This window comes from Nonomuraea muscovyensis (assembly GCF_014207745.1).
Taxonomy (GTDB): domain Bacteria; phylum Actinomycetota; class Actinomycetes; order Streptosporangiales; family Streptosporangiaceae; genus Nonomuraea; species Nonomuraea muscovyensis.
Genome location: NZ_JACHJB010000001.1, coordinates 2,301,604 through 2,314,266, shown reverse-complemented (window position 1 = coordinate 2,314,266; position 12,663 = coordinate 2,301,604). Strand labels below are relative to the sequence as shown.

11 protein-coding genes are annotated in these 12,663 nt (G+C 72.5%); 4 read left to right on the top strand and 7 right to left on the bottom strand.

Translation table 11 applies throughout. From position 1 onward, the window contains the following. Nucleotides 1-104 precede the first annotated feature (104 nt). The 3 genes from FHU36_RS10905 to FHU36_RS10895 form a co-directional block, all read right to left on the bottom strand. Nucleotides 105-854: a GntR family transcriptional regulator gene (locus FHU36_RS10905; RefSeq protein WP_185083605.1), complete on the bottom strand. Its 750-nt coding sequence runs from the start codon at nucleotides 852-854 to the stop codon at nucleotides 105-107. A 151-nt stretch (nucleotides 855-1,005) separates the two neighbouring features. Continuing rightward, nucleotides 1,006-1,548, bottom strand: a complete 543-nt coding sequence (locus FHU36_RS10900; protein ID WP_185083604.1) for a VanZ family protein — start codon at nucleotides 1,546-1,548, stop codon at nucleotides 1,006-1,008. A 153-nt stretch (nucleotides 1,549-1,701) separates the two neighbouring features. Then, nucleotides 1,702-2,406: a dienelactone hydrolase family protein gene (locus FHU36_RS10895; protein WP_185083603.1), complete on the bottom strand. Its 705-nt coding sequence runs from the start codon at nucleotides 2,404-2,406 to the stop codon at nucleotides 1,702-1,704. 105 nt (nucleotides 2,407-2,511) lie between these two features. On the opposite strand from FHU36_RS10895, the gene FHU36_RS10890 reads away from it, so the two are divergent. The 3 genes from FHU36_RS10890 (at nucleotide 2,512) to FHU36_RS10880 (ending at nucleotide 5,887) form a co-directional block, all read left to right on the top strand. After that, the gene (locus FHU36_RS10890) at nucleotides 2,512-3,309 is read left to right on the top strand and encodes a 2-keto-4-pentenoate hydratase (protein WP_185083602.1); all 798 of its coding nucleotides are present in this window, start codon (nucleotides 2,512-2,514) and stop codon (nucleotides 3,307-3,309) included. A 51-nt stretch (nucleotides 3,310-3,360) separates the two neighbouring features. Further along, complete coding sequence (gene kynU, locus FHU36_RS10885; RefSeq protein ID WP_185083601.1) at nucleotides 3,361-4,557, top strand: kynureninase; 1,197 nt, start codon at nucleotides 3,361-3,363, stop codon at nucleotides 4,555-4,557. A 124-nt stretch (nucleotides 4,558-4,681) separates the two neighbouring features. After that, nucleotides 4,682-5,887, top strand: a complete 1,206-nt coding sequence (locus tag FHU36_RS10880) for a serine hydrolase domain-containing protein (protein WP_185083600.1) — start codon at nucleotides 4,682-4,684, stop codon at nucleotides 5,885-5,887. Here the strand turns inward: FHU36_RS10880 and FHU36_RS10875 are convergent. From FHU36_RS10875 to FHU36_RS10860, 4 genes are all read right to left on the bottom strand, one after another. After that, on the bottom strand, nucleotides 5,884-6,258 hold the full coding sequence (locus FHU36_RS10875; protein WP_185083599.1) for an MmcQ/YjbR family DNA-binding protein: 375 nt from the start codon (nucleotides 6,256-6,258) through the stop codon (nucleotides 5,884-5,886). The genes FHU36_RS10880 and FHU36_RS10875 overlap by 4 nt on opposite strands. Continuing rightward, the gene (locus tag FHU36_RS10870; protein WP_312891534.1) at nucleotides 6,255-7,298 is read right to left on the bottom strand and encodes a DUF2293 domain-containing protein; all 1,044 of its coding nucleotides are present in this window, start codon (nucleotides 7,296-7,298) and stop codon (nucleotides 6,255-6,257) included. Before FHU36_RS10870 ends, FHU36_RS10875 begins: the two co-directional genes overlap by 4 nt. A gap of 123 nt (nucleotides 7,299-7,421) precedes the next feature. Then, nucleotides 7,422-8,852, bottom strand: coding sequence for an N-acetylmuramoyl-L-alanine amidase (locus FHU36_RS10865; protein ID WP_185083598.1), 1,431 nt, complete (start codon nucleotides 8,850-8,852; stop codon nucleotides 7,422-7,424). Further along, nucleotides 8,849-9,835 (bottom strand): M23 family metallopeptidase, encoded by a 987-nt coding sequence (locus tag FHU36_RS10860; RefSeq protein ID WP_185083597.1) that lies wholly within the window; start codon nucleotides 9,833-9,835, stop codon nucleotides 8,849-8,851. Before FHU36_RS10860 ends, FHU36_RS10865 begins: the two co-directional genes overlap by 4 nt. 113 nt (nucleotides 9,836-9,948) lie before the next feature. Here FHU36_RS10860 and FHU36_RS10855 point away from each other — a divergent pair, with 113 nt between their 5' ends. Beyond that, nucleotides 9,949-12,639: an AfsR/SARP family transcriptional regulator gene (locus FHU36_RS10855; RefSeq protein ID WP_185083596.1), complete on the top strand. Its 2,691-nt coding sequence runs from the start codon at nucleotides 9,949-9,951 to the stop codon at nucleotides 12,637-12,639. Nucleotides 12,640-12,663 lie beyond the last annotated feature (24 nt).

Sequence of the window (12,663 nt, the reverse complement as noted above, 5' to 3'; positions counted from 1 at the left end):
GGGCCCCAGACGAGGTGCCATCTCCCTTGCAGGGTGCGGCACATCTCTAGAGATGTCTATGATCTCGGAAGACAGGTCAACCTATCGCTTGGCAACACCTTGACCTAAGCGTCGAAGTCGTACTGCAGGATGTACGCCGCGGAGTCGAGCACCATCTCGTTGTACTCGACGGGCCTGCCGCCCGCGGTGTAGGCGGTCCGGGCGACCACGATGACCGGTGTGCCACCCGGCAGGCCGAGCAGCTCGCTCTCCCTGGGGGCGGGCATCCGGGCGCGCACCTCCTCGGTGAAGTGCGCGGGAGCCACGCCGAGGTCGCCGAGCCTGGCGTAGACGCCGCCGGGGCCGGTCTCGGGTGTCGTGATGGCGCTGTCCTCGACCAGTTCGGCGGGGAAGAACGAGGTGGCGAGCTGCACCGGCCGCCCGTCCACCGAGTAGCGGCGGCGCCGGACCCACACCTCGGCGCCGTCGAGCACGCGGGCCACCTCGTCCGAGGCCCGCTCCCGTACGACCTCGACCTCGTCCACGGCGAACGGCCGGCCGCGCGTGTCGGCGTCCCAGATGGCGTTGCCCTCGCCCCACTGCTCCCGGGACAGCCGGCGCGAGCCGTGCCTGCGGATCGGCTTGAACAACCGGACGTACACGCCGGACCCGCGTTTGGGCACGGCGAGGCCCTCGTTGATGAGGACGGCGAGCGCCTGCCTGGCCGTGGCGCGGGCGATCGAGTAGTCGGACATCAGCGTGTTCTCGCCGGGCAACCGGTCCCCGTCGCGCAGTTCGCCGGAGAGGATCCGGGCGCGGAGGCCGTCGGCGATGCGTCGATAGATCGGAAGATCGTGGGGAACCGATTCAGACACGTTTGACCACCCTCTGTCACCAACCGGGTTTGGCGTCTCCAGAGAACTTGCCCCCTCTTGTCCACGATCGCACAGATACGGAGGTTGGTCCCGAGCTTTGTTTGAGCGGATCGTGCCCGTGTGGTGAAGGAAGCGGTGTTTCGCCGGACCGTTAACGCGGAACAGGTCGAGCCGGTATCCGGCCGGCCCACCAGCGGCGCGTAACCAGCGCGGCCAGCACCGCGCCCAGCGTGTTCACGAGCACGTCGTCCACCGAGGAATGGCGGCCGAGCCGCAGGGCGTACTGGAGGGTCTCCACCGTGACCGAGGCCAGGCAGGCGAGGGCCGCGACACGGGCCGGAGAGGCGAGGCGCGCACTGCGTACCGGCAGCAGCGCGCCGAGCGCCGCGAACACCAGGAGGTTGCCGCCCACCTGCACGAACACGGTCTGCCATGGCGCGTGAACGAGCGTGGCGAGGTCGGTGAACGGCACGAGACCGACTCCTGTCCGACCGCTCGACGGGGTGAGGATCATCCAGACCCAGGGCAGCGTGCCGGTCACGACGCCGACGTCGGCGAGCGCGGTGCGGGCGGGAGCGGGGTGCCCGGCACGGGCGCGGCGGCGGGCGAGCAGGAACACCGCCGCGGCCGCCAGGGGGAGTGCGAGGACGCCTGCGATGACGACATTTCCCCATAGCTCCCAGGTTTGCGTCACCGGATCATGATGGCGGCGGCCCGGGGGTACGGGAAGGTGGCCCCACGGATAGGGCCCCCTGCCGCCCGGTGGGGGGGTGCCGAGCCGATGGCAGGGCGGGGGTGGGCAGGCAGGGGCGTCCGGTGTGGCCGGCGATGGGTGGGCAGCGGGTGGTCAGCGGGTGGGAAGGTGGTGGTGCAGGAACGCGGTGGCCACCTCCCACGCCCGGGCGGCCGGCTCCGGCTGGTGGAACATCGGCGACTCGCTGTTGTGGAAGGCGTGCCCCGCCTCCTCCTCCACGTGCACCCGCACGTCGGCCCGGCCCGCCGCGGCGCTCTCCACCGCGGCCACCTGCTCGCGCGGGATGTACGGATCGCTCCCGCCGAAGACGAGCAGCAGCGGCGTGTCGATGCGCTCCATGAGCCCTGTCGCCTCCGGCACGGCCGAACCGTAGAAGGACAGCACGGCGGCCGTGCGGGCCTGGGTGGCCAGCATGTACGCCACCGACCCGCCCAGGCAGAACCCGAGCACCCCCAGCCCGCCCGTCACCTCGGGCAGTTCGCCGAGATGGGCCAGGGTGAGCACGCAGTCGGCCACACCCTGCGGCAGGTCGAAGCTGCCGGCCAGCTCGATCGCGGCGGCGGTGCCCTCGGGGGTGTGCTCGCCCACCCAGCCCGGGTGCAGCCGCCAGAACAGGTCGGGCGCGGCCACGACGTAGCCACGCGCCGCGAGGTCCTCGGCCACCTTCGCGATGTACGGTCCGACGCCGTAGATCTCCTGGATCAGCAGGATGCCGGGCCCGCTGCCGCCGTCGGGCAGCCAGAGGTGGACGTCGAAGGAGCCGTCGTGGGCTGTCACGTGATCGATGCGCTGCTGCATGGTGTCCAGGATGGCGGTCCGGGTACACGGTTGTCCCCGGCCCTCTGCCGTTCTATACCCGGACATGAGGGGAATCGGTCACGACCAGGGTGAGGAGCGGTCCGCATGTATGACGAATGGTCCGAGGCGGTCGACACACGCGGCCAGGCGGCCGACCGGCTGGCCGAGGCGGCCCGCTCCGGCAAGCCGTGCCCCCCGGTCCGCGACGTGATCAGCACGCCGCGCGACGCGTACGCCGTGCAGGAGATCAACGTGCGGCGGGCCCTGGAGGAGGGACGCAGACCGGTCGGCCGGAAGATCGGCGTCACCAACGCGCAGATCCAGCGGCAGCTCGGCATCGGCGAGCCGGACTTCGGCACGCTCTTCGCCGACATGGCCTTCCTCGACGGGCTGCCCGTGCCGGTGGAGCGGTTCCTGCAGCCGCGCGCCGAGGCGGAGATCGCGCTGGTGCTCGGCCGCGACCTGGTCGGCGGGCCGTTCACGGCGGCGGAGGTGATCAGGGCGGTGGAGTTCGCGCTGCCCGCGATCGAGATCGCCGACTCGCGCGTCGCCGACTGGGACATCTCGCTGGTCGACACGATCGCCGACAACGCCTCCGGCGGGGCGTTCGTGCTGGGCAACACCCCTGTCCCGCTGGCCGGGCTGGACCTGCGGCAGGCCGCGATGACGATGACGCGCGGCGAGCGGGAGGTGTCGGCGGGATCCGGCGCGGCCTGCATGGAGCACCCGCTCAACGCCGCCACCTGGCTGGCGACGGCACTGGGTCGCGGCGACCGGCCACTGCGGGCGGGCGAGGTCGTGCTGACCGGCGCGCTCGGCCCGGTGGTGCCCGTGGAGCCGGGCGACGTGTTCGAGGCGCGCATCGACGGGCTGGGGTCGGTGCGCGCGGTCTTCTCGGGATGAACGACCCTGTTTCCGACCGGTGAACGACACCACGGAGGAAGGAGCCACCGGATGCCGGATCGAGAGCACTGCCTGGCGCTGGACGCGGCGGACCCGCTGCGGGAGTTCAGGGACGAGTTCGTGCTGCCCGAGGGGATCGTCTACCTCGTGGGCAACTCGCTCGGCGCGCTGCCCCGCCGGACCGCGGAGCGGGTGCGGCAGGCGGTCGAGGACGAGTGGGGACGCGAACTCGTCGGCGGCTGGAACCACGCCGGCTGGTACACCCAGCCGCTGACCCTCGGCGACCGGCTGGCCCCGCTCATCGGCGCCGGCCCCGGACAGGTCGTGGTGGGCAACACCACCTCTGTCGCGATCCACCAGGCGGTCTCGGCGGCCCTGCGGCTGCGCCCGGACCGCCGCGTGATCGTCTCCGACGCGGCGAACTTCCCCACCGACCACTACATCGTGCAGGGACTGGCCAGGACGCTGGGCGGCTACGAGGTCCGCGACCTGGCCGAGGGCCGTTTCGACGACGCGGCCGTGGTGCTGCTGTCGGAGGTCGACTACCGCACCGGCGCGCGGCAGGACGTGCCCGAGGTCACGGCGCGGGTGCACGCGGCGGGCGCGCTGATCGTCTGGGACCTGTGCCACAGCGTGGGCGCGATGGAGGTGGACGTCTCCGGGGCCGACTTCGCTGTCGGCTGCACGTACAAGTACCTGAACGCCGGACCGGGCGCGCCGGCCTTCCTGTACGTCAACCCGCGCCACCTGGCCGACGCCGAGAACGCGCTGTCCGGCTGGAACGGGCACGCCGAGCCGTTCGCGTTCGAGCCGGACTACCGGCCGGCCGAGGGGATCAGGCGGTTCGCGGTGGGCACCCCGCACGTGCTGTCGTTCGCGGCGCTGGACGCCGCGCTGGACATCTGGGAGCGGGTGCCGATGGCCCGGGTGCGGGCCAAGAGCATGGCGCTGACCTCGCTCTTCCTCGACCTGGTGGGCGACCGGCTGGAGGTCGCCTCGCCGCGCGAGCCGGAGCGGCGCGGCAGCCAGGTGAGCCTGCGCCACCCCGACGGCTACCCGGTGATGCGGGCGCTGATCGAGCGCGGCGTGCACGGCGACTTCCGGGCGCCGGACATCCTCCGCTTCGGTTTCGCGCCGCTCTACACGCGCTACGTGGACGTCCACGACGCCGCGGCGACGCTGGCCGAGGTGCTGGACAAGGAGCTGTGGCGGGACGAGCGGTACGCGCGGCGGCTGCCGGTCACCTGAGCGGGGGAGACCTCCCTCGCGAGAGTGAGGTGGAAGATCGCCTGCGTCGGCGATCCGGTGGGAGCGCGTGCTCGACAGGATGGGCACCACCCCGAAACCACCCCTTACCTGGAGATACGCCACCATGAAGCGCGCTCGCACCGCCGCCGCCGCCCTCGCACTCGCCGCCCTCGCCGGCACAGCGATGACCGGCCCCGCCCTCGCCGTGACGCCGGCGCACGCCGTGGCGGCCGACGTCCCGCCGATCGACGTGCCGCCGATCGACAAGGCGGCGCTGAAGCGGAGCATCGGGGACCTGCCCGCCGCCGACGCCACCGCGGCGGAGGTGCGCGTGGGCGGCTCGCGCGGCTCCTGGCACGGCGTCGCCGGCGTGACCGACCTGCGCACCGAGCGCCCGGCCCGGGAGGGGGTCAGGTTCCGGGCGGGCAGCGTCACCAAGATGTTCACCACGGCGGTCGTGCTCCAGCTCGTCGCCGAGGGCGAACTCTCGCTCGACGACACCGTCCAGAGCCGGCTGCCGGGTCTGCTGCCCGAGAGCTACCCGGACATCGCCGTGGGCCGGCTGCTCAACCACACCAGCGGCCTGCCGTCGCCCGACCTGCCCGCCGACCTGGAGCGGGTCTACGCCACCCGGTTCCAGAAGTGGACGCCGCGCCAGTACGTCGCCCTGGCCGTGCGCAACCCGATCGAGTTCACCCCCGGCACCGAGCAGCACTACGTGAACATCAACACCTTCGTCGCCGGCCTGCTGATCGAGAAGATCACCGGGCGGACGTACGAGCACGAGGTGACCACCAGGATCCTGCGCCCCGTCGGCATGCGCGACAGCTACCTGGCGGGCGACTCGGTCCGCATCCGCGGCCGGCACACCCACGGCTACCAGGTCGTCCCCGAGGGCTTCCGGAACGCCTTCCGGTACGGCGACGCCCACGTGGTCGACATGACCGAGATGAGCTCCACCTCCACATGGGCCTCCGGCGACCTCGTCTCGACCACCGCCGACCTGGAGAGGTTCGTCAAGGCCCTGTTCTCCGGCAGGGTCGTGCCCCCGGCCCAGTTGGAGGTCATGTTCACCGTGCCGCCCGTCAGGACGTACGGCAGCGGCGGGCCCGCGAGCCACACCTCCGGCATGACGCGGCTGACGCTGCCCGGCGGCGTGGTCGGCTACGGCAAGACGGGCGCCAGGTACGGCTTCGCCGCGGGCGTCGGCGCCACCCGCGACCTGAGCCGCACCCTCGTCTACACGGTCAACTCCACCGACGCCAAGGCCCAGGGGTCGAACAAGCGCACGCTCGGCGTGGTGCTGGCCGCGTTCGCCGACCGAGGCTAGTCCCTCTCGTCGAGCAGCTTGACCGCCCGCTTGGGGGCGATCACCCGGTAGCTCTCCTCAACCCAGTCGAGCAGCACCTCGACCGGCGGCAGCTCGGCGAGCAGCGGCACGGTGACCCATCCGGCCCGGCCCAGGCCGTAGCCGGTGGGCGCCGCTCCCTCGACGGTCAGCGCGTGGCCGTGGGCCTCCGACAGCAGCTTCACGCCGAACGACGGGTCCCACTTCTCGGTCGGCTCGTCCACGCCGAGGAAGAGGAACACCTTCTTGTTCACCTTGATGACGGTGTCGCCCCACGGATGGTCCTCGTGGGTCTCCGGCAGGCCCAGCGCGAACTCCCGCAGCCTCTCCCGCACCTCGTGCCAGTCGGTCATGCCTCTCCTCGGAACTCGGCCAGCTTGCCGTCGATCGTCTCCCTGATGCGGTCGCGGGCCTCCATTCGGGGCACCCCGGCCATCAGCAGCCGGTCGTAGTCGGTGTCCAGGTGGCGGATCGAGGCGACCACGGCCAGGGTGATCGCGTTCGCGTCGAGCGCCCGGCCCGCCGCGGTGCGGCCCACCCGGCCGCTGCCGCGCAGCCCGGCGTGGACGGCGATCTCCCGGGCCCGCTCGGCCGGGCAGCGGGGGAAGAGCCGGGCGATCTCGGCCGCCATCCGCTCCTGGAACTCCACGTCCTGGTCCGCCCGGCGGTCGCGGTCCCGCTCGCGGCGGCGCAGCCGCGCCTCCTCGTCGGCCAGGCAGCGCTCCTCGGCCGCCTCCAGCGCGCGTTCCTCCACCAGCAGTCCCTGGCGCTGGTAGACCTTGCGACGCCGGTTGAAGCGGACGACCACGGCCGCGAGGCCGCTCTCCTGCTTGGCCCGCCGGCTGAGAGCCGCGTCGCCCGACGGCAGGAACACCAGATGGTCCATGTCGGCGCAGGTCAGGCAGTGCGGGCGATCGTCTTCCATGATCAGGTAGGGGCCGGTGTCGGCGCAGGACGCGCACGTCCACGGCGCCAGCGGGGCCACGACCACCAGGTCGGGCGCCTTGCTCTGGCGTTCGGTGAGCTGCCGCGCCCGCGCCTCGCTCAGCGCGGGGGAGAGCCAGTGCGTGCGGAACGCCTCCTGCGGGTGCGCGGTGGTGAAGCGCAGCTCGCGCCGGTCGCGGCTGCCCGACACGTACGGGGTCTCGACCGGCCGCAGCCCCTTGGCCTCGGCCCAGTCACGCAGCAGACCGGCCGCCTGGACCAGGCGCTCGTCGTCTACCGCCGCCAGCTCGGCCAGGGTCGCGGCCCGGCCCTGCCGCCAGGTGTCGACATGGCGCGAGTGCAGCCACCGCAGCCCGGTCACCACGTCGATGAACGTCACGTACTTCCGGTTGGCCAGCGCGATCTCGGCCGCGTCGGCGACCCTGCGCGCCAGGTTCGGCTTGCTCACCCGCTCCAGTGTGCCGGACTCCGCACACGGGGAAGCGCGCACGGGGAAGCGCACACGGAGACGGCCTTGGCGCGCCGCGGGTGTCAGCGGGTGCGCCAAGGCCGTCCGGGCCGGATCAGATGATCAGCCGCAGTGTTCGAACGGGCTCGTGTACGTGGCGGAGCCGACCGAGCCGCCCCACTTCACGCACTTGCCGGGCGCCTTGGCGGTGACCGGTCCCGCGTAGTAGGCGAAGCTGCCCGAGTCGCTCTTCCGGCTCGACCCCTGCGGCTCCAGGAAGGCGCTGACCGCGCTGGGCTTGCCGAGCGAGATCTTCTTCAGCGTGGCCACGCAGTTGTAGCCGGTGGCGGTGTTGTACAGCAGGTACGCCGTGCCGGCGGTGCCCAGGGCCTGCGAGTCGACGACCTTGTAGCCGGAGCCGCAGACCTTCTCGGGGGTGTGCGGGTTGGTGCCGCCGCCACCGCCCGAGCCACCGGTCACGTAGCTCATGTACTTGGTCCAGTTCCAGTGCGGACCCGGGTCGGTGTGGTCCGCGCCGGGCACCCCGTTGTGGCCCACGATGTGGGTGCGGTCCTTCGGGATGCCGTACCTGTCGGCGATGTTGCGCGTCAGCGCGGCCGAGGCGCGGTACATCTGGTCGGTGAACCACGAGGCGTTGTCCACGTAGCCCTCGTGCTCGATGCCGACCGAGCGCCGGTTCCAGTTGCCCGCGTGGAAGGCGCGGTTCTTCTCGCGCACCATCTGCGTGATCTGGCCGTCGGAGGAGCGGATCACGTAGTGCGCGGAGGTGGGGTTCGGCCGGGGGCCGGTCTGGAACCACGAGATCGAGCCGGCGTAGGAGCCCTGCGTCACGTGGATGACGATCCGGTCGATCTTGTCGCTGGTCGGGCGGTTGGACACGGCGTAGTTGCTGCTGTGCGCCGCCTTCCAGAGCGCGCCCGGGTAGTCGGTCGCCGCCGCGAGCGTGCGCGGCTCGGCGTCGGCGTAGGTGCCGAGCTCCGGCTGCACGGCGCGCGGGGCGGTCCGCACACCGGCCGTCTCGACGCCGGCGGCGAGGACCTCGTACACGGCGTCGGCGTAGAGCTTGGCGGTGCTCTCGTCCGCGGCGTTGGCGTACGCGGCGACGGCGCCGTACCACTTGGCCGGGTCCTTGCGGGCGGCGGCGTCCAGCCCGAGCGCGTCGGCCCGGGCACGCAGCACCGCGGCGCCGCCGAGCACGTTGGCCGCGTCGTCGGACTTCAGCTCGGCGACCGGCTGCGAGGTGAGCTTGGCGGCCTCTTCGAGCGTCTTCGTCCTGGGGTTGCTCACCAGGTGCATGACGCCGTAGCCGCCGCTGGCGCTGGGCTCGCCGCTGTGGCCGTCGAGACGGGTCTCGGCGTAGCCCAGGGCGACGAGCAGGTCGAGCGGCACTTCAGAGCCGGCGGCGGCCTTGGTGAAGGCCTCGGCCAGGGGTGCCGCGGTGGACGTGGAGGAAGGGGAGGCGGTGGCGGCGTAGGCCACCTGCTGGCCGGACACGGCGATCAGTCCGGCGAGGGCGAGAGTTCTGAGTTTCATGATCCGCAATGCTCGAAGGGGCTGGTGTAGGTGCTGACGCCGGCCTTGCCGCCCCACTTCACGCACTTGCCGGGGGCCTTGGCGGTGACGGGCCCGGCGTAGTAGCCGTAGCTGCCGGAGTCCGTCTTACGGGCGCTGCCCTGCACCTCGAGGAAGGCGGCGGTGGTGGTGTTCGCACCGAGCGACTTGGCCTTGACCGTGGCCACGCAGTTGTTGCCGCTGGCGCTGCTGTAGAGCAGGTAGACGCGGCCGTCGCTGCCGAGGGCCTGCGAGTCGACCACCTTGTAGCCGGAGCCGCAGACCTTCTCGGGGGTGTGCGGGTTGGTGGGGGTGCCACCGCCGGAGCACTTGTTCTTCGAGGTCACGTTCCCGGCGGGGTAGGGGAACGTCTTGCCGTCGAAGACCGCGCGCTGGATGTTGGAGGGGTAGCCGCTGCCCTTGCGGACCTCGAAGTGCAGGTGCGGGGAGATGTTGTTGCCCGGCCTGCTGGTCTTGCCGACCGTGCCGATCTTCTGGCCCTGCGAGACCGTCTGGCCCGCGGAGACCGAGCGGCTGTTCAGGTGGGCGTAGTAGGTGACGTAGCCGCCACCGTGGTTGATCGTCACCAGGTTGCCGAAGCCGTTGACACTGCCCTGGTGGGCGGAGATGCCGACGGTGCCCGCGGCTGCGGCGACGACCGTGTCACCGAGGTCGGCGCCGGCCGTTGCGCCCCGGTTGAAGTCGAGTTCGTACGCCTTGTGCGCGCTGCTGGCACTGTTGTTGCCGTTCCAGGTCTGTCCACAGGGGAACGGCAACTGGAAGTTCGGAGCAGCCAGGAGTTGGGCGGGTGACTCCGTACCCGTGGGGGTCGGAGTCGGCGTCGCCGTCGCGGTGGCCGTGGGGGTCGGGGTGGGGGCGGGCGCGGGGTCCGCTGCCGCCGCCGTAGCCGTGGCCAGGCCGAATAACACTGCGCAACCGGCTACAAGCACTCCATTGAGCTTCATGTGGTGATCCTTTCCCGTGGGATCTCTGAGACAAGGGTCGGCATATGGCGCACAAGAAACGTCCAGACCCGATACAAAGAGCTCTCACGCCTCCAAAAGGAGCAGATGCGGTCATGACGGTCACTTTTCATGTGCTCGGGCCGCTGGAAGTCCGGTCATCGGGCCAGCCCGTCCGGATTTCCGGCAGGAAACCCCGCCTGTTGCTGGCCACGTTGCTGCTGGACACGGGCCGGGTGGTCGGCGCCGACCAACTCGTCGAGGTGCTCTGGCCGGAGCGCCCGCCCCGCTCGGCTCAGGCCAACGTGCGCACCTACGTCAGCTCGCTCAGGTCCGACCTCACGGGAGCCGGCGGCGAGCCCGCCGGCGGCCTGCTGCGGGGCGACGGCACCGGATACGCGATCGACGTCCCCGAGGGGGCGCTCGACCTGCACGTCTTCGAGGACCTGGTCGGGCAGGGCCGCCACGCCGACGCGCTGGCGCTGTGGCGCGGCTCCCCGCTGGCCGACCTGCCCGGCAGCCCCGTCTGGGACCGCCGCCTCGAACCCCTCCACGAAGTACGCCTCCGGGCCGCCGAGGAGGTGATCAGCCGCCGGATGGACCGCGGCGACCACGCGGGCGCCGTCACCGACCTGCGCGGCCTGCTGGCGGAGCACCCCTACCGCGAGGACCTGTGGGGGCGGCTCGTGCTGGCTCTGCACCGCGGGGGCCGGAAGGCCGAGGCGCTGCGGGCCTACGCCACGATCAGGAAGCAGCTCGTCGACGAGCTGGGCGTGGAACCGGGAGCGGAGCTGCGCGCGACGTACGAGGCGATCCTCGCCGACGAGGCGCCGCCCGCCGCGCCCCGGCAGCTTCCGCCCGACCTGCCCGACTTCACCGGCCGGGACGACGACCTCGCCCTGCTGGCCGAGCCGTTCCAGATCGCGGTCGTCTCCGGCCCGCCCGGGGCGGGCAAGTCGGCGCTGGCCGTACACGCCGGGCACGGCCTGCGCGACCGGTTCCCCGCCGGGCAGCTCTACCTCGACCTCGACGGGCGGGAGCCGACCGACGTCCTCGCCGAGGCGCTCAGGGCACTCGGCACCGAGACCCCGCCGCCCACGCTGCGCGAGCGCTCGGCGCTGTTCAGGTCGCTGCTGGCGGAGCGGCCCATGCTCGTCCTGCTGGACGACGCGCTCGACGCGGCGCAGGTGCGCCCCTTGTTACCCGGCAACGACAGCGCCGTCATGGTGACCAGCCGGCGCCGCATCACCCAGCTCCCCGGCGCCATGCACGTCCACCTGGGCGAGCTGACCGAGGACGACGCGATGCGGCTGTTCACCAGGATCGTCGGCGCCGACCGGGTGGCCCGCGAGCAGGAGGACGCCCGGGCCATCGTCGAGGTGTGCGGCAGGCTGCCGCTGGCCGTCCGCAGCGCGGGCGCGCGGCTGGCCGGGCGGCCCGGCTGGTCCCTCGCCGTGCTGAGGCAGCGGCTGGAGGACGACCGGCTCAGCGAGCTCACCGAGGTACGCGACAGCCTCGACCGCAGCTACCGCCACCTGACCGACGAGGCCGCCCGCACACTCGGCACGTTCGGCCAGTTCGGCGCGCTCGCCCAGCCCGGCTGGGTGGTGGACGCCGCGCTCGACCGTCACCGGGCCGATGACGTCACCGACCTCCTGGTGGACGTCAGCCTGCTGGAGCTGGTCGGCACCGACCCCGTCGGCCAGCCGCGCTACCGGGTGCCCGACCTGGTCCGCCGGCACGCCCTCGAACGCGGCCCCGACCGCGCCGGGCTCGCCAGGGTGCTGGCCGCCTGGACCGCGACCACCGAGCACGCCATGGGCCGGTTACCCACCACCGTCTTCAGCCTCACCGCGCCCCGCACCCCGCGCTGGCAGTTACCCAGGCAGACCCTGGACCGCCTGACCTCCGATCCGCTCGGCTGGTTCGAGGCCGAGCACGACTCGCTGGTCGGCGCCGTCGGCGTCGCGGCCGGGGCCGGCCTGGCCGAGTCGGCGTGGGGCCTGGCCGCCGCCATGGTCCCGTACCTCGACCTGCACTGCCTGCTCGACACCTGGAAGCGCACCCACACCCTCGCCCTGGACGCCGCGCGCGTCGCCGGCGACACGTACGGCGAGGCCGCCATGCTGCGGGGCCTCGCGCAGGTGGCGCTCTACCAGGACCGCTACGACGACGCGGCGGAGGGCTTCACCCGGGCCCGGCAGCTCTTCCACGACCTCGGCGACCTGCGGGCCGAGGCGACCTCCATCTGCGGGCTCGGCGCGGTCAGCCAGTTCCGCGGCAGGCACCCGCAGTCGCTCGGCCACTTCAGGCGCGCCCTCGCCATGTTCCTGACCGCGGGCGACCCCCAGGGCGAGGCGTTCACCCGGCAGGCCATCGGCCGCGTCTGTCTCAAGGCCGGCGACTACGCCCAGGCCGACGCCTCGCTCCGGCAGGCGATGCGGCTGGCCCAGGAGCTCGGCGACGCGCACCGCGAAGGCTGCGTCTGCCTGCAGATGGGGCAGCTCCACCAGGCCATGTCCTTCCACCGGCACGCCCTGGACATCTTCGAGTCGCTCGGCGACCGGCACTGCGGCGCCTACGCCCTGCAGAGCCTGGCCGGGTTGCAGGTGGCGCGCGGCCAGCTTGCCGGGGCCTCGGCTCGCCTCGAACGGTCGCTGGTGGTCTTCCGCGAGCTGGGCGACCGCAGCGGCGAGGCGTCCACCACCCAGATGCTGGGCGAGCTGCACCGTACGGCCGGGCGCACCGTTCTGGCGCTCAACTACCTCCAGCACGCCGGCGCGCTGCGGCGCGAACTCCCGGCGTAGGCGCCCGGCCGGTCAGGCGGCCTG

What these genes read in the sequence shown, in the direction of transcription:
- kynU (WP_185083601.1), top strand. Translation starts at nt 3,361, where the DNA reads ATGCCGGATCGAGAGCACTGCCTGGCGCTGGACGCGGCGGACCCGCTG.
- FHU36_RS10855 (WP_185083596.1), top strand. Translation starts at nt 9,949, where the DNA reads ATGACGGTCACTTTTCATGTGCTCGGGCCGCTGGAAGTCCGGTCATCG.
- FHU36_RS10865 (WP_185083598.1), bottom strand. Translation starts at nt 8,852, where the DNA reads ATGAAACTCAGAACTCTCGCCCTCGCCGGACTGATCGCCGTGTCCGGC.
- FHU36_RS10875 (WP_185083599.1), bottom strand. Translation starts at nt 6,258, where the DNA reads ATGACCGACTGGCACGAGGTGCGGGAGAGGCTGCGGGAGTTCGCGCTG.
- FHU36_RS10890 (WP_185083602.1), top strand. Translation starts at nt 2,512, where the DNA reads ATGTATGACGAATGGTCCGAGGCGGTCGACACACGCGGCCAGGCGGCC.
- FHU36_RS10880 (WP_185083600.1), top strand. Translation starts at nt 4,682, where the DNA reads ATGAAGCGCGCTCGCACCGCCGCCGCCGCCCTCGCACTCGCCGCCCTC.
- FHU36_RS10895 (WP_185083603.1), bottom strand. Translation starts at nt 2,406, where the DNA reads ATGCAGCAGCGCATCGATCACGTGACAGCCCACGACGGCTCCTTCGAC.
- FHU36_RS10860 (WP_185083597.1), bottom strand. Translation starts at nt 9,835, where the DNA reads ATGAAGCTCAATGGAGTGCTTGTAGCCGGTTGCGCAGTGTTATTCGGC.